This is a genomic window from Oceanococcus atlanticus, from assembly GCF_002088235.1.
In the GTDB taxonomy this organism is placed as follows: Bacteria; Pseudomonadota; Gammaproteobacteria; order Nevskiales; family Oceanococcaceae; genus Oceanococcus; species Oceanococcus atlanticus.
Window position 1 is genome coordinate 258,895 of record NZ_AQQV01000003.1, and the last position, 19,088, is coordinate 277,982.

The 19,088-nt window shown below is 58.6% G+C and carries 16 protein-coding genes; all 16 read left to right on the forward strand.

Annotated features, from left to right (window positions below):
- Positions 1-7: 7 nt before the first annotated feature.
- The 16 genes from ATO7_RS12140 (at position 8) to ATO7_RS16830 (ending at position 18,935) form a co-directional block, all read left to right on the forward strand.
- Entirely contained in the window at positions 8-3,406 is a 3,399-nt protein-coding gene (locus ATO7_RS12140; RefSeq protein ID WP_083562049.1) for a FimV/HubP family polar landmark protein, read from the forward strand.
- Between the two features lie 76 nt (positions 3,407-3,482).
- Positions 3,483-4,100, forward strand: a complete 618-nt coding sequence (locus ATO7_RS12145; protein ID WP_146680326.1) for a hypothetical protein — start codon at positions 3,483-3,485, stop codon at positions 4,098-4,100.
- The gene (gene truA, locus ATO7_RS12150; protein WP_083562051.1) at positions 4,097-4,897 is read left to right on the forward strand and encodes a tRNA pseudouridine(38-40) synthase TruA; all 801 of its coding nucleotides are present in this window, start codon (positions 4,097-4,099) and stop codon (positions 4,895-4,897) included. The genes ATO7_RS12145 and truA overlap by 4 nt, the downstream gene beginning before the upstream one ends.
- Positions 4,898-4,914: 17 nt before the next feature.
- Positions 4,915-5,565 (forward strand): phosphoribosylanthranilate isomerase, encoded by a 651-nt coding sequence (locus ATO7_RS12155; RefSeq protein ID WP_083562052.1) that lies wholly within the window; start codon positions 4,915-4,917, stop codon positions 5,563-5,565.
- On the forward strand, positions 5,565-6,779 hold the full coding sequence (gene trpB, locus ATO7_RS12160) for a tryptophan synthase subunit beta (protein WP_083562053.1): 1,215 nt from the start codon (positions 5,565-5,567) through the stop codon (positions 6,777-6,779). The genes ATO7_RS12155 and trpB overlap by 1 nt, the downstream gene beginning before the upstream one ends.
- Positions 6,776-7,591 carry a tryptophan synthase subunit alpha gene (gene trpA / locus ATO7_RS12165; protein ID WP_083562054.1) on the forward strand — a complete coding sequence of 272 codons (816 nt, stop codon included), beginning with the start codon at positions 6,776-6,778 and terminating at the stop codon, positions 7,589-7,591. Before trpB ends, trpA begins: the two co-directional genes overlap by 4 nt.
- Complete coding sequence (gene accD, locus ATO7_RS12170) at positions 7,588-8,451, forward strand: acetyl-CoA carboxylase, carboxyltransferase subunit beta (RefSeq protein WP_083562055.1); 864 nt, start codon at positions 7,588-7,590, stop codon at positions 8,449-8,451. Before trpA ends, accD begins: the two co-directional genes overlap by 4 nt.
- Before the next feature lie 43 nt (positions 8,452-8,494).
- Positions 8,495-9,640: a bifunctional folylpolyglutamate synthase/dihydrofolate synthase gene (locus ATO7_RS12175; RefSeq protein ID WP_083562056.1), complete on the forward strand. Its 1,146-nt coding sequence runs from the start codon at positions 8,495-8,497 to the stop codon at positions 9,638-9,640.
- Positions 9,633-10,175: an SPOR domain-containing protein gene (locus ATO7_RS12180; protein ID WP_083562057.1), complete on the forward strand. Its 543-nt coding sequence runs from the start codon at positions 9,633-9,635 to the stop codon at positions 10,173-10,175. Before ATO7_RS12175 ends, ATO7_RS12180 begins: the two co-directional genes overlap by 8 nt.
- A gap of 32 nt (positions 10,176-10,207) precedes the next feature.
- Positions 10,208-10,741, forward strand: coding sequence for a CvpA family protein (locus tag ATO7_RS12185; RefSeq protein WP_083562058.1), 534 nt, complete (start codon positions 10,208-10,210; stop codon positions 10,739-10,741).
- A gap of 12 nt (positions 10,742-10,753) precedes the next feature.
- Entirely contained in the window at positions 10,754-12,268 is a 1,515-nt protein-coding gene (purF, locus tag ATO7_RS12190; RefSeq protein ID WP_083562059.1) for an amidophosphoribosyltransferase, read from the forward strand.
- A 3-nt stretch (positions 12,269-12,271) separates the two neighbouring features.
- Positions 12,272-13,462 carry an O-succinylhomoserine sulfhydrylase gene (locus ATO7_RS12195; protein ID WP_083562060.1) on the forward strand — a complete coding sequence of 397 codons (1,191 nt, stop codon included), beginning with the start codon at positions 12,272-12,274 and terminating at the stop codon, positions 13,460-13,462.
- On the forward strand, positions 13,443-14,225 hold the full coding sequence (locus ATO7_RS12200) for a ferritin-like domain-containing protein (RefSeq protein ID WP_276206693.1): 783 nt from the start codon (positions 13,443-13,445) through the stop codon (positions 14,223-14,225). The genes ATO7_RS12195 and ATO7_RS12200 overlap by 20 nt, the downstream gene beginning before the upstream one ends.
- A gap of 266 nt (positions 14,226-14,491) precedes the next feature.
- Positions 14,492-15,751 (forward strand): tyrosine-type recombinase/integrase, encoded by a 1,260-nt coding sequence (locus tag ATO7_RS12205; protein ID WP_240499473.1) that lies wholly within the window; start codon positions 14,492-14,494, stop codon positions 15,749-15,751.
- A 452-nt stretch (positions 15,752-16,203) separates the two neighbouring features.
- A complete protein-coding gene (locus ATO7_RS12210; protein WP_083562062.1) occupies positions 16,204-16,395 on the forward strand; it encodes a hypothetical protein in 192 nt (63 codons plus the stop codon).
- A 146-nt stretch (positions 16,396-16,541) separates the two neighbouring features.
- Positions 16,542-18,935, forward strand: coding sequence for a phage/plasmid primase, P4 family (locus ATO7_RS16830; RefSeq protein WP_146680327.1), 2,394 nt, complete (start codon positions 16,542-16,544; stop codon positions 18,933-18,935).
- The last annotated feature ends 153 nt before the right edge of the window (positions 18,936-19,088 follow it).

Here is a 19,088-nt window from a genome sequence, read left to right on the forward strand (position 1 = left end):
GGTCGTAATGAATTCAGCACAGAGTGGCGGGCGGTTGGGGAACCGCCCGGGCCCTTCGTGGTTGGGCCGCAGCGCTGTGCTGCTGATTGCGGGCTTGCTTCCCGGTCTGGCCTCGGCTTTGACCGCCGGGCAGATTTCAGTGCAGAGCTACCTGAATGAGCCGTTTCGCGCCCTGGTGCCACTGCGTGCCCTGCAGGTTGGTGAGGCTGCTGAACTTAAAGTCGGCCTGGCCGATGACGAGGCTTACCGTTCACTGGGGCTCGAGAAGAGCCTGTTTCTGACCAGTCTGCAGTTTGAAGTGCGTGAGGGCACCAACGCCGAACAGGCGAACCTGGTGATTACCTCGACTGAAACGGCTAAGGAGCCGTTCTTCAGCGTGCTGCTCGCATTTGATGGGCTCAGCGGCACCTTGGTGCGTGAATACACCATCCTGCTTGATCCCAACACCGGCCAACCGCGGGGCCAGAGCGCAGTAGCGCCTGAGCCGAAAGCACCGGTGACGCCTGAGCCGGCCCCACAGCCAGAGGTTGCGGCGGCACCGGTTGAGACGCCACCTCAGCGGGCAACGCAACCTGTGAGCCGTGCGCCGACACAGCCGGTTGTACGCCAGTCTGCGCCCCAAGCTGATGCGCAGCCGTTCCGCAGTGGCGACGCCGAACGCAAGGTCCCGGTACCAACGCCCAATGTGTTTGAAGGCGACACTGCGGCACCTGCGACGGCTGATCCTGTGGCAACGACGGTTGCGTTTGATAATCAACCCGTCAGCTATGCCAGTGAATTTGGGCCGGTCAAGGCGGGCATGACGCTGTGGCAAATTGCTGCGGCGGTCCGCCCGGACCCGAGCGTGACCATGAATCAGGTCATGTGGGGGCTTTACAGCACCAACCCGGATCAGTTCGACGGCAATTTGAATTTGGTCAAACGTGGCGCTGTTTTGAAAGTGCCCTCGGTGCAGGCCCTGCGTGACGTCAGCCCGGCAGAAGCCAATGCACTGGTGGCTGATGAAGCGCAGCGTCATCGTGATGGTCTGAGCGCGGCGCCGGCGGCACGGGGCGCTGCGACCCAGCAGCTCGAGCTGGAGCAGGCCAATCCTGCGGTGGCCACACCGCGGCCAGCCATACGCCAGGTACAACCGGAACGTCAGGCGGCAGCAACGGCTGCACCGCAAGTCCCTGAGCCAACCCTCGAACCGCTGGAACTGGTTGAGGACGAGGCCGCAGAGCGCGACAGCGCCTCGGTGTTGCCTGCCGCGGATGAGGCACAACGCGCTCAGGACAATAGTGCGTACGAGCAGCTGGAAGCCCTGCCGGATGACGAGGGTGAAGCGGGTGACTACGCGGAGCTGCCAAGTTTGCCGATGGATGACGAGGCATCACAGGAGTTGGCGGCTGAGGACGCCGTGGATGCCGCTTTGCCCGCACTGGAGGATGACGCCTCCACAGACAGTGGCAGTCAGGAGTATCCCAATCTCTTTGGTCTTGGACTCGCCGCATTGGGCGTTCTGATTCTTGGCTTGCTGGTGGTGTTTGGCTTGCGCCGTCGCAATCAGGGGCAGGACCAAGGACCGGTGTCTGATTTTGCGAGCGAGCGACCACCTCAGCGCAAGCCGGTGAGTGATTTTGCTCAGGCGCCTGCTGAGGCAAGCCCATCAGATGAGCTTGCTGACACCATGGCTTTCGAGGCCACCGCGACCAGCGACCTCGATGACACATTGACCCAGGAATTCGGTGATACCGCGGTCCAGGGGGAGGTCGACGACACGCACGACTTTGATATTCCTGACCTGGATGACTTCGTCAGCGGGGCGGAGCCGAAGGCCGCAGACGACACGTTCGGAGACACCGTGCAATTTGACGAGCCCCAGGGTGGGGCGGTTGAGTTCGGTGATACCGAGGTCAAACCCGCGGCTGAGGCACCCGTCGAATCGGCGCCCGAAGAGATGGATTTCTCCGAGCTGGAGATGGACAGTGGCACGCAGACGCTGGATTTGGGCTCGGAGACCGTGTCGCTCGAGCTCAATGAAGATCCGTTGTCTGAAGCGGATTTCCAGCTTGCCTACGGTTTGTACGACGAGGCTGCACTGCTGCTGAATCGTGCTATTGAAGCTGAGCCTGATCGCCTTGAGCTGCACGAAAAACTCGCGGAAACCCATTTCGCCGCGAGCGACGCGGATAAGTTCAAGCAGGCCGCAGAGACGCTCAAAGCGCGCAACCCTGACGCCGAGACTTGGCAACGCATCGCGATCATGGGCCAGCAGCTGTGCCCGGGTGACGCGCTGTTCGGTGACTTCGAAGAGGCCGGCGATGCCTCTGTCGATCTGGATATGGCGTTCGATAGCCAGGACGAAAGTGCCGCGCCAGCTGCTGACAACAGTCCTCTTGAGTTCAGCCTGGACGACGCACCGAGTGCATCAGAGGACGTCGCGCCGCAGGTTGCGGCTGAGGACGACAATGTTCTGGAATTCAGCCTGGATGAGGCGCCTGCACCAGAGGCACCTGCTGCGGCCGATCTGGATGATGACTTTGAGGCTGACTTCGGCGAGTTTGAAAGTGATGACGCCGGCGCAGACGAGCTTCCTGATCTCGACGAGCTGAATCTGGATGATCTGGAGGCGGAGCTTGGTGACGGCGCGGAGCTGGAGCCAGCCAGCACGCCCGAGGAGACCGCGACATCGGGCCCGGGCAGCGAAGCGTTGGATGATTTCGCCGACCTTACGCTCAGTGACGTGAGTGAGACCGAGTTGGGACTCGACACCCAGACTGGCGATGCCGCTGATGTGCTTGGCACCGGTACGGATTTCCAGCTTGATGATCAGGCCTCTGACGCCGACGAGAGTGACACGGCATTTGAGCTTGAATTGGATCAACCGTCACCGAGTGATAACGCAGACGAACTCAGCCTGGCTGATGTCGATGCCTCCAGCGAGCTCGCCGACGAGCTTGGCGCGGGTGATCTGACGCTTAGCAATGACGCATCTGAGCTGTCTTTGGCGGGCGATGACGAACTCAGTTTGTCGGATGACTTCGCTGGCGCGGATGACGACCTGGATCTCGGGGATCTGGAACTGAGCGCTGATGATGACGGCCAGGCCACCGATTTCAATCTGGACGACTTGAGTCTGGAGGAATCAGCGGACCGTGCTGATTTGTCTGATCTGACGCTTGATGACGAGTCCGATTTGTCCATGGACCTGGGCGCTGAGGAGACCGATTTCAATCTCGATGATCTGGGTGGAGATGCCGAAGATGTCGCTGGTGGCGATGAGTCGGCCACCAAGTTGGATCTGGCGCGTGCCTACGTCGATATGGGTGAAAGTGATATGGCACGGAGCCTGCTTGAAGAGGTTGTGGCTGCCGGGTCTGAAGACCAGAAAGCCGACGCCCAGGAGTTGCTAAGCAAACTGTAGTCACCCTGTCTGAACTCACGGTGGTGTGGCCACCGTGGGTGCGAGGTCGGGGCCCTGAGTCTGCACTGTGATGAGCATGTCCCGAGCCCTCGTGCGGTTGATCAGTTTATTGGTGGTTGCGGTGGGGCTCATCGGTCTTGCGCCGCTGAGTCTTGCTTTACTGGCGGGTATTCTGGCGCTGTGGATTGGGCTGCTGGAGCGCGGCTTGACCGGCCTGCTGGCTCAGCGCATTTGGCGGATGCGGTGGTTTTTCCTGGCCATTGCCATCCTCTACGGCTTGGGTTCGCCGCTGGCTGATCCGTGGCTTGGTTGGCAGGAAGGTGCGTACCGCGTTGCGGTATTGATCGTACTGGTGGTTACGGTGGGCTTGTGTCTTAACCAGCTTCCCGCTCGGGAACTGTCGGATGGGATTGCCAGTCTTCTGCGCCCTTTGAAAATTGTGGGCCTACCCGTTGAGGTTTTCGCCAGACGCACTGCGGCCACACTGGATGCCGTCAACGAGATGAGCGAACGCGTTCGCAGTTTGCCGCGAGGGCGCTCTGCGTTGAATGCTGTCGCGCAAATCTGTGAGCAGGCCGAACGCTATCAAGCGAATGCCCAGCCAGATCATGCGGCCGCTGCGCCAACGGCAAGAGATTGGGCCTTCTTTGTCCTCATGGTTGTGAGCGTGGGTGTACTGCAGTGGCTGACATGAGTGAGGCGACAATCCGCATGGCTGCCGGTGTGGAGTACGATGGCCGCGCGTTTTGCGGTTGGCAAAGTCAGTACGCGGCTGGTTTGCGCACGGTTCAGGGTGAGGTCGAGTCCGCGTTGTCACGCATCGCCAATCACCGGATTAAGGTCTACTGCGCCGGGCGCACGGATACGGGGGTGCATGCCCTCGGTCAGGTCATTCATTTCGATACCCACGCACAACGCGAGCTGCGGTCCTGGCTGCTCGGCACCAACAGTTTTCTGCCCGGCGACGTCAAGCTGACCTGGGCCAAGCCAGTGGCAGATCATTTCCATGCTCGTTTTCTGGCCGTCGGTCGCAGTTACCGTTACTTGGTCCACAACCATCCGGCGCGCAGCGCGTTATGGAACGGCAGGGTGTTTGAGTGGCCCACCGCACTCGACGTCGATGCGATGAGCGAGGCTGCAAACAAGCTGGTTGGCTGGAACGATTTCTCGTCATTCCGGGGCAAGGACTGCCAGGCCAAGACACCGGTGAAATTGATGCGCCATGTTGCTGTGCATAAGCACCATCACTGGGTTGCGATAGATGTGGAAGCGAGCGGTTTCCTGCACAATATGGTGCGCAACATCGTTGGCACCTTGTTGGAGATTGGTGCTGGCGCAAAACCGGTCAGCTGGATGGACGACGTGCTGCAAGCGCGTGATCGACGTGCGGCGGGGCAATCCGCTCCACCTCATGGTCTGTATTTTATGCGCGCTGATTTTCCGGATGAATTCGATCTCCCTCACATCGTCAATGACGCATTTCTGCTTTGAACGCACATTCTGATTCAGTGCCTGATCGCACCCGGGTTAAGGTCTGCGGGCTGACCCGGGCCGAAGATATTGAGGTGGCCATTGCTGCCGGTGTTGACAGTATCGGGCTGGTTTTTTGCGAACGCAGCCCGCGTCATTTGGAGCCGCAACAGGCGCGATCCTTGGTGCGGCTTATCCCGGCGTTTGTCAGCGTTACGGCATTGTTTTTGAATCCGGAGAAAGGCCTGGTTGCTGAAGTGCTAGACCAGGTTCAGCCAGAGTTACTCCAGTTTCACGGCCAGGAGCCGGCCTCGTTTTGCGAAGCGTTCGGTCGTCGCTATATCAAGGCCATTGCCATGGGCGGGCAAGACAACGAATTGGCCTATGCGCGTCAGAATTATCCCCGGGCGTGCGGGTTCTTGCTCGATAGCCATGCGCCAGGCGCAATGGGAGGCAGCGGCAAAGCCTTTGACTGGCGCCACGCCACGGCAGCAAATCTACCGCTGGTGCTTGCTGGTGGCTTGAACCCGGGCAACGTTGGGCAGGCCATAGAACAAGTTCAACCCTGGGCTGTCGATGTTAGCAGCGGGGTTGAAGAGGCCCCGGGCCTTAAATCAGCGGTTAAAATCAAACGTTTTTTGGCGGCAGTCCATGCCGCCGATGCGTATCGCATCACACGGGAAAAATAATGAGCACAGCTAAGGCAGATCCGGTTTTTGGGCCGGACGCACGTGGGCACTTCGGGCCGTATGGCGGACGCTTTGTCGCCGAAACCCTGATGGGGCCGTTGGATGAACTCGAGCAGGCCTTTCGTTCATCCTGGGCAAGCCCGGATTTTCGCGCTCAATTCGATCGTGACCTGGCCCATTATGTTGGGCGCCCGAGCCCCTTGTATCTGGCCGAGCGCCTGTCTCGGGAACTCGGTGGCGCGCAGATCTATTTCAAGCGCGAAGATTTAAACCACACCGGCGCCCACAAGGTGAACAACACCATCGGTCAGGCCTTGCTGGCTTCGCAGATGGGCAAGACGCGGATCATTGCTGAAACTGGTGCAGGCCAGCATGGTGTGGCATCGGCGACTGTCGCCGCACGTCTTGGTCTTGAGTGTGTTGTGTATATGGGCGCGGAGGACATTGCGCGTCAGGCTCCAAACGTTTATCGCATGAAGCTGCTCGGTGCCGAAGTTGTGCCGGTGACCAGCGGTACGCGCACGCTCAAGGATGCGCTCAATGAGGCGCTGCGCGACTGGGTCACCAACGTGGACGACACGTTCTACATCATTGGCACGGTGGCCGGCCCCGCGCCGTATCCGGAAATGGTCCGCGAATTCCAGACCGTGATTGGTCGTGAGGCGCGAGCACAGTGCCTGGAGATGACCGGGCGCCTGCCTGACGCGCTGATCGCCTGCGTCGGTGGTGGCTCCAATGCGATTGGTTTGTTCCATCCGTTCATTGCCGATAAGGATGTGCGCATGGTTGGTGTGGAAGCGGCAGGTGATGGACTCAACACCACACGCCATGCGGCCTCGCTGTGCGCTGGGCGTCCCGGTGTGCTGCACGGCAACCGCACCTATTTATTGCAGGACGATAACGGCCAGGTCAGCGGCACCCATTCGGTGTCGGCGGGGCTGGATTATCCAGGCGTTGGACCGGAGCATGCCTGGTTGAAAGATTGTCATCGGGCTGAGTACGTTGGTATCGACGACAAGGAAGCCTTGGCGGCATTTCATCGGGTGACCCGTACCGAGGGCATTATCCCGGCTCTGGAATCCTCGCATGCGTTGGCTCAGGCGATAAAAATGGCGCCAACAATGTCCTCTGACCAGATTTTGCTGGTTAATCTGTCCGGGCGTGGCGACAAGGACGTCAACACCATTGCCGAATTGGAGAATATCCAGCTGTGAATCGAATCGACGCATGCTTTGAGCGACTCAAGGCCGAAGGGCGGGCGGCACTGGTGCCTTATCTGACCGCCGGTGATCCGGATGCCGAGACCACCCTGGAGTTGTTGCACCGAATGGTAGAAGCCGGTGCCGACATACTCGAGCTGGGCGTGCCGTTTTCCGATCCGATGGCCGATGGCCCTACGATTCAGCTGGCCTGTGAGCGCGCCTTGGAGGGTGGTATGAGTCTGCGCGGCGCACTGGAGATTGCGCGACGTTTCCGCATGACCAATACAGAAACCCCGCTGGTGCTGATGGGCTATCTCAATCCCGTTGAAGCCATGGGCACGGCGGCGTTCGTTGCCGCAGCCAAGGAAGCAGGTGTGGATGGTGTGCTCAGCGTGGATCTGGCGGTCGAGGAAGCGGACACGCTGGTGCCTGAGCTCGATGGCGCGGGCATTGCGCCGATCTTTCTGGTCGCACCGACCACCAGTGACGAACGCATTCGCAAGATGGGTGAGGCGGGTCAAGGCTACCTTTACTACGTATCACTCAAAGGTGTCACCGGCAGTGCGCAGCTGGATGTCGCCAGCGTGAGTTCGCGCATTAATGCCATCAAATCATTGACCGGTTTGCCGATCGCCGTTGGGTTCGGCATTCGGACCCCGGAACATGCCGCCGCTATTGCCGAGGTTGCAGATGGCGTCGTCGTCGGTAGCGCACTGGTTGAGATCGTGGCCGAACATGCGGAAGATAGAGCCCGGATGTGCCAGCTTGTGCAGGAACGCGCAGTGGCACTGGCAGACGCTACGCACGGAGCCGCGCGCGCATGAGCTGGATCGAAAAAATCATACCGTCCAAGGTCGCCACCGATGCGGCCAAAAAACACAGCGTGCCAGAGGGTGTTTGGTCGAAGTGTGGCTCATGCGGGTCGGTTTTGTACCGGGCCGAACTGGAGCGCACCTTCGAGGTGTGCCCCAAATGCAATGCGCACCGCCCGATCCCGGCGCGCAAAAGGTTGGATTTACTGCTTGATGCGGAGCCTCGGATCGAGATTGCAGCCAATCTGGAAGCCAGTGATCCGCTCAAATTCCGTGACCTGAAAAAGTATCGAGATCGTCTCGCAGCGGCTGAGAAAGCCAGTGGAGAGAAGGAAGCACTGATTGCCTATCGCGGACAGATCAAAGGTCTGGGTGTGGTGGCGTCGGCTTTTGAATTCCGCTTTTTGGCGGGGTCCATGGGCAGCGTCCTGGGCGAGAAATTTGTGCGCTGTGTGGATGAGGCGATCGAACATGCGCTGCCCCTGATCTGTATCAGCGCCAGCGGTGGTGCGCGTATGCAGGAAGCGCTGTACTCCTTGATGCAGATGGCCAAAACCAGCTCTGCGCTGGCCCGCCTGGCTGAGGCGCGACTGCCTTACATATCCGTGATGACAGACCCCACAACGGGCGGTGTGTCGGCCAGCTTGGCCATGCTCGGCGATATCAACATCGCTGAGCCGGGTGCGTTGATTGGTTTTGCCGGCCCGCGTGTGATCGAGCAAACGGTGCGTCAAAAGCTGCCTGAAGGATTTCAGACTGCGGAGTTCCTGCTGGAGCATGGCGCCATTGACATGATCTGCGACCGGCGAGAAATGCGCGACAGCATTCACAATGTTCTCGCCATGCTGAGCCACAAGGCACCCGGTCATTAAAAACAGTGCAGGTGCCCCGACGGGGCAGTCGCTGGACGCTTGGTTGAGTTGGCAGCAGCAACTGCATCCACGCGGGATCGATCTTGGCCTGGAACGCATTCGGCACGTATTTGACAGCATGGAATTGCGTGCGCAGGTTCCCAAGGTGCTCACGGTGGCCGGCACAAATGGCAAAGGCACCTGCGTTGAAGCGGCACAGGCGCTTGCTCTTGCCGCTGGTAAACGTGTTGGCAGCTACACCTCGCCGCACCTCTGGCGCTACAACGAACGCATACGTATCGATGGCCAAAGTGTCACGGATGCTCGCATCGTCGCAGCCTTCGAGCGCATTGAAGCGCGGCGCGGCGCGCAGAGCCTGACCTATTTCGAGTTCGCCACCCTGGCGGCCTTTGAGATCTTTGCGCAGGAAAATCTTGACCTGTGGATATTGGAGGTCGGCTTGGGCGGGCGTCTGGATGCGGTCAATCTGATCGACGCCGATGTGGCTGTGGTGACCTCCATAGGTTTGGATCATCAAGATTGGTTGGGTAGCGATCTAGAGAAGATCGCAGACGAAAAGCTGGCCATTGGGCGTAGCGGCCAGCACCTGTTCGCTGGGCGCAGCGTGCCTGCGGCCGCATGCCAGCGCGCGCGCTCAGCGGGTGTTGATGTCAGGTCGTTGGCCGAGAACCGGCTGGAGACATCAGACTGCCCGCCGGCTTTAGTGCGTGAAAATCTGGAGTTGGCATGTCAGGCGCTCGATGCTCTGGACATGCTGCCGCCCGCACCCGGCGCAATTTTGCGGACGTTGCAGGTTCCCGGGCGTTGTGAGCGCCATGTTTTCGCCCAGCATGAGGAAATTTACGATGTTGCGCACAATGCGGACGCCATCGCCCATTTGCTTGAGTTCCTGGGTGGTTTGCCAGCCGCTGGATCAACGGTTGCGGTGTTTTCGGCGCTGGCAGACAAACCGATAGAAGAGATGAGCGCGATGCTTGACGGCGCGGTGGATGCCTGGTGTCTGGTCGGCCTGAATGAGCCGCGTGGCTTGACCGTTGGCGCGCTCCAGCAACGTATTCGCAGCGAAAAGCCAGTGCATGCGTTTGAATCTTTTGGTGGGGCTTTGGAAGCGGCAAGAGCGATGGGCCGTAGAATAGTGGTTTGCGGTTCCTTTCACACAGTTTCAGCGGGTAAGCCTCGGCATGGATGAGTTGGTCAAACAGCGTTTGGTGGGAGCGGTTGTGCTTGCGCTGATTGCTGTGGTTTTGATTCCTTGGATGTTTGGCAGTCCGAAGGATCCGCGCATGACCATCCAGCCGAGTTTCGCCGGTACCCCGGTGCCGAATGTGGCCAATCAACGCAATGAGGTGGTGTTGCTGGAGCCACAGAGCACAAGCGCACCGCGCAGCGAGCCGGAGCCTACGCCCAGGCGCTTTCTGTCAGAGCCTGCGCCGCGCGCCATGCCCAGTCCGCAGGCGACGCCAAGCGCCGCGCCAGCCGCCACTGCAAGCCAGTCGTGGTTGTTGCAGCTGGCGAGTTACAGCAACCGCGCCGCAGCCGATGATTTCCGCAGCCGCTTAAGTAAAGATGGCTATGTGTCTTACCGCGAGCAAGTCAAAGTCGGGGCCAAAACCTACTATCGGGTGCGCCTGAAAGTGAACGGCAGCAAGGAGCAGGCCGAGGCGGTCAAGACCCGCATCGAAAAGAAGTACCGCCTGCAAGCGAAATTGTTGCCAGCACGTTAAAATCCGCGTTTTCGCTGCCGCCCAAGCCCGTTTTGATCTGGATCGATTACATCATCATCGGCGCGATCGCGTTGTCGGCGATCATCAGCCTGTTCCGAGGCTTTGTGAAAGAGGTGTTTTCGCTGTTGTCTTGGATCCTTGCGTTTTGGGTTGCCATGCGATTTGGCGCCGATGTGGCCGAGCAGCTGTTCACCATGGTTTCAACACCCTCGGCGCGGTTGATGCTGGGGTATGTGGCGACTTTCCTGGTGGTGCTGATTGCCGGTGCATTGTTCAGCCATTTCATGACGATGCTGGTCAAGCAAACGCAGCTGCAGGGCACAGACAGAGCGCTGGGACTGCTGTTTGGCGGCGCGCGCGGTGTGCTGCTGGTCACGATTGCCGTGATACTGGCCAAAATGACACCGCTGGATCAGGACCCATGGTGGACTGATTCCAGCTTGTTGAGCTATTTCGAAGAGCTGGGCCTGTGGGTCCAGGATCAGTTGCCGCCCGAGGCGGCGGCCAAGTTACAGGCGGTGCAGTCTGGCGACGTGCCCGCTATCGTGCCCGAAACCAAGAGTTAGAGTTTCAAGACTATGTGTGGAATTGTCGGAATTGCCGCCAACCGTGGGATCAATCAGGAACTCTACGATGCCTTGACGGTGTTGCAGCATCGCGGTCAAGACGCCGCGGGCATCATCACCGTGGAAAACGAAGAGTTGTTCCTGCGTAAGGAAAACGGGCTGGTGCGTGACGTGTTCAATCAGAACCATATGGTTCGTCTGCGCGGCAAGATTGGCATTGGCCACGTGCGCTATCCAACCGCGGGTTGCGCCAGTTCGGCGGAAGCCCAGCCGTTCTACGTCAATTCGCCCTATGGCATATCGCTGTCGCACAACGGCAATCTGACCAATGCCGCGGAGCTGCGCCGCGCGTTGTATCAGGAAGACCGTCGCCACATGAACACCAATTCCGATTCGGAAGTGCTGCTCAATGTACTGGCCGGTGAACTGAGCCGCCTTGGCAGTCTGACGTTGCAGCCCGACGAAGTGTTCGAAGCCATCGGCCATCTGCATCAACGCTGCCGCGGTGCGTATGCCTGTGTGGCCATGATTCAGGGCTTTGGCATCGTCGGTTTTCGCGATCCCTACGGTATTCGTCCGGTGGTCTATGGGGTGCGCGAGACGGCGCAGGGCCAGGAGCACATCATTGCCTCGGAAAGTGTGGCCCTGGATGTGCTGGGTTTCGAGCTGCTCGGCGACATCGCGCCGGGCGAGGCCGTCATCATCACCGAAAACGGTCGCTTGCTGAAGCGGCAGTGCGCTGAAAATCCGGAACTGACGCCGTGCATATTCGAGCATGTCTATCTGGCCCGTCCGGACTCGGTCATGGACGACATTTACGTGTACAAAGCACGTCTGCGCATGGGTGATCGGCTGGCTCGCAAGATCCAGCGTGAATGGCCGGATCACGACATCGACGTGGTCATCCCGGTGCCCGACACCAGCCGTACCGCAGCCGTTCAGCTGGCCAACGAGCTGGGTGTGAAGTACCGCGAGGGCTTCATCAAGAATCGCTATATCGGGCGGACCTTTATCATGCCCGGCCAGGAGCAGCGCAAGAAATCTGTGCGCCAGAAGCTCAACCCGATCGATCTGGAATTCCAGGGCAAGAATGTCATGTTGGTGGACGATTCCATCGTGCGCGGCACGACCTCGCGCGAAATCATCCAGATGGCGCGTGATGCCGGTGCGGCCAAGGTGTATTTCGCCTCCGCTGCGCCGCCGGTGCGCTATCCCAATGTTTATGGCATCGACATGCCTACGGCCAGTGAACTGGTCGCGCACGGGCGTACCGAAGAGGAAGTGCAGACCTTGCTCGGCGCCGATCGACTGATCTATCAGGATCTTGAGGGCTTGGTTGAGGCGGTGAGTAAGGGCAATCCGTCGGTCAGCCGCTTCGAGGATTCGGTTTTCACCGGGCAGTATGTGACCCAGGACGTCAGCGATGCCTACCTCAGCCAGCTTGAACTGTTTCGTTCGGACGCGGCCAAGCAGTCGCGCGGTGCGGTTGGCGACAGCAAGTTCATTGACTTGCATAACCCGGTTTGAAGCGTGAGTGACGACAAGGCGAAATCTGCGCGCTGGGGCGTATCGACTCAGGGCATCCGCGCGCACGCCGTGCAATCGGAGTTTGCCGAGCACTCACCGGCGATTTTCGCCACATCAAGCTTTACCTTCGACTCGGCCGAGCAGGCTGCCGCGGCGTTTGATGAGCGTGAGGATCGCTACATCTATTCGCGGTTCGACAACCCCACCGTGCATGCTTTCGAGCAGCGTCTAGCGGCGCTCGAAGGGGCCGAATCTGGTGTGGCCACGGCCTCGGGCATGGCCGCGATACTGAGCGTGTGCCAGACCTTTCTGAAGCAGGGCGACCACGTGGTTGCGGCCAGTGGTTTGTTTGGTTCCACGATCGGTTTGCTCAACAACTACGTGGCCAAGTTCGGGATCGAGATCAGCTATGTCGCACCTGCCGACACGGCGGCCTGGGCCACGGCGATGCAGCCGAACACCCGCCTGCTGCTGTGCGAGAGCCCGACCAACCCGTTGACCGAGATCGTCGACATCGCGGCGCTGGCCGACCTGGCCCATGCGCAGGATGCGTTGCTGGTGGTCGACAACTGCTTCTGTACGCCGGCGCTGCAGCGCCCGATCGAAATGGGTGCCGACATCGTGGTGCATTCGGCGACCAAATTTCTTGATGGGCAGGGCCGCTGCATCGGCGGTGCAGTGCTGGGCAATGCGGATCTTGTTGGCAAGCAGGTCTATGCGTACATGCGTTCGGCCGGGCCATGCATGAGTCCGTTCAATGCCTGGGTATTCCTCAAGGGATTGGAAACGCTGGAGCTGCGCATGCAGGCGCATGCCCAACGTGCCTTGCAGATTGCGCAATGGCTGCAGGCTCACGCGGCGGTGGGGCGGGTTTTCTACACAGGGCTTGAAAGCCACCCGCAGCACGCGCTGGCGTGCAAGCAGCAATCCGGCCACGGTGCCATCGTGGCGTTCGAGTTGCGCGCTGGTCAGGAGGCGGCGTTTGCGCTGATCAATGCCTGCGAGCTGGTCTCAATTACCGCCAATCTGGGGGATGCCCGAACCACCATTACCCATCCGGCGACCACAACGCATCACCGCATCGGTCCGCAGGCGCGTGCCCGCGCTGGCATTGGCGATGGCCTGGTTCGCCTTTCGGTCGGGCTGGAAAACGTCGAAGACCTGATCGCAGATCTTGAGCGTGGACTGGGCTGAGGCGACGCTGCGCGCATATTGCTGCGCCGATCCTGCACAAAAATGTGCCTTGACGCTGGAGCTGCCACAGCCCGACTGTCCGCTTGATCAGGCGGTGGATTTGCCGGCTCAACCAGGCCGACCAGCGCGGCCTCAGCTGATTCATCCGGCCAAGGTGCCGCGGCGCAAGCTCGGTTCTGAGGCGGGCCGTGTAGCCTTGGTGCACGCTGTTGCGCATATCGAGTTCAATGCCATCAACCTGGCGCTGGATGCAGTCTTGCGCTTTGCCGGCATGCCACTGGCGTTCTATCAGGATTGGGTCAGCGTGGCGCGCGATGAGGCACGCCATCATCAGATGTTGAGCGAACGCCTTGGTCAGATGGGTGCGGCGTACGGCGACTGCAGCGCTCACAACGGGCTGTGGGAGATGGCCGAGAAGACCGCCCATGATGCCTTGCTGCGTATGGCCTTGGTGCCGCGCGTGCTTGAAGCGCGCGGACTGGATGTCACGCCGGGCATGATTGCGCGGCTGCGCGAGGTGGGCGATACGGCAACCGTACAGAACCTGGAAATCATTCTTGCAGAAGAGGTGCGCCATGTGGCGATCGGCAGCCACTGGTTCCGTCACCTGTGTGCGCAGCGAGGCCTGGAGGCCGATTCAACCTTCGCCGGTTTGATGGCGCAGTACATGCCAGGCAACAAGGGGGCAGCCGGTCATTTCAATGTCGCAGCGCGGCGCGAGGCCGGTTTCAGCGAGCAGGAACTGCTCGCGCTCGGCGCATAACCGGCAGATACACAAAGGCCGCCCGGTGGGGCGGCCTTGTCGGGTGTTGGTGGAGGCGGCGTCCGCTTAGAATGATACGAATTCGCACCCGATTGTTATTCATAAGTTATTGATCGGGTAAGAAATACTCTACGCTGGTGTTACTATCGGTATCGATCAATTAGTTTCCAATTGCGCCCCTGATGATGGGTAGCAGGTTGGGTAGTAATTGCCATTTGATACGCGTTTGTAATGTGGGAATCGAACCCGCGTCCAAGGAGTGCCCAGTGCCCAGAATAAGCAAGCCCTTAGGAGCAATACAGGTAAAGCGTTTGGATAGGGTGGGGCTTAACCCTGTCGGCGGCGTAGCAGGGTTGTACCTGCAAGTGACCCCATCAGGTGCCCGGTCATGGATTCTGCGGGCCACAGTGGGGCGCAAGCGGCGCGATATTGGCTTGGGTTCATATCCCGCTGTGTCCTTGGCACGTGCCCGTGAGAAGGCAGCCGACGCCCGTGATTTAATCGAACAAGGCCTTGACCCTGTAATTGAGCGGCAGAAGGCGCGGCAAGCTCTAATGCAAGAGCAAGCAAAACGCATGACGTTTGCCGATGCGGCACGGGCGAAACATGAGGCGAAAAAGGATGAATTCCGAAACTCGAAGCATCGCGCCGACTGGATAAGCTCATTGGAGCGTCACGCGTTCGCACATATCGGCGGCATGGAAGTGGCTGACATCACACTGGCTGATGTCCTTCGAGTGTTGCAACCGATTTGGCTGGATCGCACGGAAACTGCGACCCGAGTTAGGCAACGCATGGAATCCGTTTTCACTTGGTCAATTGTTAGTGGATACCGTGAGGCGGCAAACCCTGCCGTTTGGAAAGGGGCCCTCAAGGAACTCTTGCCGGAGCCAAAGAAGGTCAAGAAAACTGAGAATCATCCGGCATTGCCGTGGGGGCGTGTTCCTGAGTTCATGGCTGCGCTGGCGGAGCGTGAAGGCTCGGCGGCCCGTGCCCTGGAGTTTGGAATATTGACCGCTTCGCGCTCTGGTGAAATCCGCAAGGCGACATGGGATCAAATCGATCTGAACACTAAGGTGTGGACGATACCGGCAAAGAATATGAAGGGCGGAAAGGAGCATCGTGTGCCGCTTAGTCCTGCTGTGGTTGCTCTACTGAAAGCATTGCCAGCATCGAACAGCAACTTCGTGTTTCCTTCGCCCAAGGGCAACATGATGAGTGACATGGGCATATCGTCGCTGGTGCGCCGTATGAATAAGCCTGTCCCCGTATGGGTTGACCCAAAGCAGAACGATAAACCAATAGTCCCGCACGGTTTTCGGTCTAGTTTCAAGGACTGGGCCCGTGCCTCGGCGGTAGGTTTTGATGATGAGGTTAGCGAACTCGCGTTGGCTCATATAAACAGTGACGCCACCCGTGCCGCGTATGCTCGCGATGAACTGTTGCCGCTGCGCAAGAGGATGATGCAGCAATGGGCCGAATATTGTGCAGGGCAGGGTGAGGGGGTTCAGCGGGCGGTTTCATGACCGCATGGCTGGCGCAGCTGAAACATGGACAAGGAAGTCCGTTGCCATGTTTCGATCTATGCGTATAGAGTGCGTCGCAATGGTTTTTGCGCGAAATATGTTGCGCCCAGTTTCTGCGCTGAAAAATAAAAACACAACAAAACAATGGGTTATAGATTTTTCGGGTAGGTCACCCAGGATTGAGCCAATTACAATAGACGGAAATCAAAGTCAAATTGGTGGCAATCCGTGATTTCAAAACCCCAGTTTCCCAAGCCGGTATCGATTACACCTGGCTGCACACGGTGGCAGCTAACCACGCTTGAAGAATACGAAAATCAGCACGGCGCGAACAATGCGCAACGTAGCCCGAACGAAGAAAGTTTTCTTACCGTTGCTCAGGTGGCAGCCCGTTACAACGTCAAGCCCGCAACTGTGTGGCGTTGGGCTCGCGAGGGGCGGAGTGCAGCAGCATGAGCGCCCAACCCGTGTATTTCGTCGCGACTAAAGACGCGAACAATAACGCCCCGAAATTTATCGTCGCCGGGCCTTTCGATAATTATCTACACGCCAAGCACATAAAAGAACTGGCTAGTCAAAAACTAGCGGTGTTCGCAGAAAGAAAGCGTATTGACGGCGATTCTGATTTTATCCTGATGGCCTAATTAACTGTGCTGTTTATCACCAGTTGAAATAGGCAAAAAAATGCGCCCGACCGGATTGGATCACCGAGCGGACGCATTGCAGGGAATGGCAACTTTCTGCGCGGTAATTATAACACACGCGCAGTTTATCCAGCGGGCAAAACTGCATGATTAAACTATCGATCCAAGAGCTAATAGAAAACATTCCAGACGGAATGAAGAACGCTAAGCGGTGGGTCTTGTGGTGCGAGGAATACAAACCCGGTAACGAGAAACCTAGCAAGGTTCCCTATTACGCGGACGGCACCAAAAGGCGCGGCACGCTTGACGCACCTGAAGACGTGGCACGCTTCGCCACTTTCGATCAGGCTTTAGTGGCCTTGAAGTCTGGCAGCTACGCCGGGCTTGCCTTTGCACTCGGGCCGGACGGGACGGGCAACAATTGGCAAGGCATAGACCTGGATAATTCCAGCAAACACCCGCACCACGCTTCAATTATCGAAGACGCTCCCGCCTACATTGAAAAGAGTCCCAGCGGTGACGGCTGGCACATCATTGGTTATGGCAAGCAGTTCAAACAGTTCGTCAACCACGCTGAAGGCATCGAATGCTATTCGGAGCGCCGGTTTTTCACCGTGTCAGGAGTCGCTGAAGGTGGCGAGCCAAATGCTTGCTTAGCCGATACAGTTGAGCAATTGCGTGCGATCTACGCCCCAGCCAAACCCGCACAGACACCGCCCCGCACGCCAAAAAACGACGCATACCGCGCCACCAATGACGCAGCAATGGCGAATCTGGCCGCATGGGTGCCAGAGCTATACCCCGATGCAATACCGCAACAAAACGGCGGATACCGCGTTACGTCTGATGCACTAGACCGCCCCCTTGAAGAAGACCTTTCATTTCATCGAGACGGCATTAAAGATTTTGGCTTGCATGACATTGGCGACCCCCACGAAGGACGCCGCAGGCCGATAGATGCCGTTATGGATGCGTTTGCACGGCGCGGAGAAACGATAGACGCAGCACAAGCCAAAGCCTGGCTTGATGAGCGCCTACAGCCGCCCACGCTGAGCTATGACGAGTGTATGGCACTAGCTCAAGACCTAGGCGCCGAAAGCTCGCCAGACGCCATACAGGAAGTTGTCGAGGCTGCCCGGCACTTGCCACGGATCGCCAAGAGCAAGATTCACAAGGCGATCAATAAGGCAGCCGGAGTAACGCTGGGCGATATACGCGCAGTAGATGCGGGCGAGCGCCACAAAGACACCACGGACGACCTGACGCACGCGCAAGCAATTGTTCTGCAAATAGGAGGCTCGAACCTTCTATACGCAAACAACAACGCCTATATGTACAACGACGCTGGCCTATGGCCACGCATAGACGACCGAGAACTGAAGCAGTGGGCCGCAAACCAGCTGAGCGCGTCTGGCGAGCCAGCAACGGCAACAAGAACCGCTGGCATTGCCGACATGCTGAAGACGTGTCTGTATGTCCGCAACCATGAGTTCAATGTCGGCCCTGCCGAATGCGTCAACTGCCTAAACGGCGAGCTTGTGCTAACTGGCTCGGGCGCTTGGGAGCTTAAACCGCATAAACGCGAGCATTACCGCACCAGCCAGATTGCCGTCGAATACGACCCTAACGCCGAAGCCCCGAACTTTGAACGCTTCCTGGGTGAAATTTTCCACGGCGACCCCGACGCCGATGAAAAGGCCGAGTTCCTACTCGCGTTTATTGGCTACACGCTCATGGCGCACTGCATTTATGAATTGTTCCTGATCCTGATCGGTTCAGGCGCAAACGGGAAATCGGTAGTTCTGTACCTGCTTCAAGAGTTGATCGGGAAAACGAATGTTTGCGCGGTGCAGCCTTCGCAGTTTGGAAACCGATTTCAACGCGCCCACCTGCACGCCAAACTGGCAAATATCGTCACTGAGATTAAACAAGGCGAGCTGATAGACGATGCCGCCTTAAAGGGAATTGTGAGCGGCGAAGCAACAACCGTGGAACACAAGAACCAGCCACCGTTTGAGTTAACCCCCTACGCAACGTGCTGGTTCGGCACCAACCACATGCCGCACACGCGGGATTTTTCCGACGCCCTTTCACGACGTGCCCGCATCCTTACTTTCAACAACACTTTCACGCCAGAAAAAGGCAACGCTGATCCACACCTACGGCAAAAGCTGAAGGCTGAGTTGCCCGGCATTCTTAACCTGGCACTTGCCGCATACGCGCGCGCTGTCCGCGATGGCTTCAAAGAGCCATCAAGCTCCCGCGCCGCACGCATGGAATGGCAGACCGAAGCCGACCAGGTGGCGCAGTTTGTCCGCGATCAATGCCGTCCAAATGATTCGGCCCGCCTCACGCCCGAGCAGATATACACGCATTACAAGCAGTGGGCTCGCAGCAACTCAATAAAGAACACGCTCGCGCATTCGCCGTTCGCAAGCAGGCTTAAACGTCTGGGTTACGCCTCATCACCCTCGAATGGTCGCAGGGTTGTTAAAGGGCTGGAGATAAACCCACCCGAGACGCCGCCAATCATCCAATGACAGAGACAGCAGAGACAGCATTTTTCTTAACTATCGCGAATGGGAAAAACAAATTTCTTAGTTCCTATTTTTCTATTTGCAAACGATGGCCGATTTTGCCGTCGCTGCTGTAGGTGGTGTCTCTGCACAAGACGTAAATTCCTTGATACATAG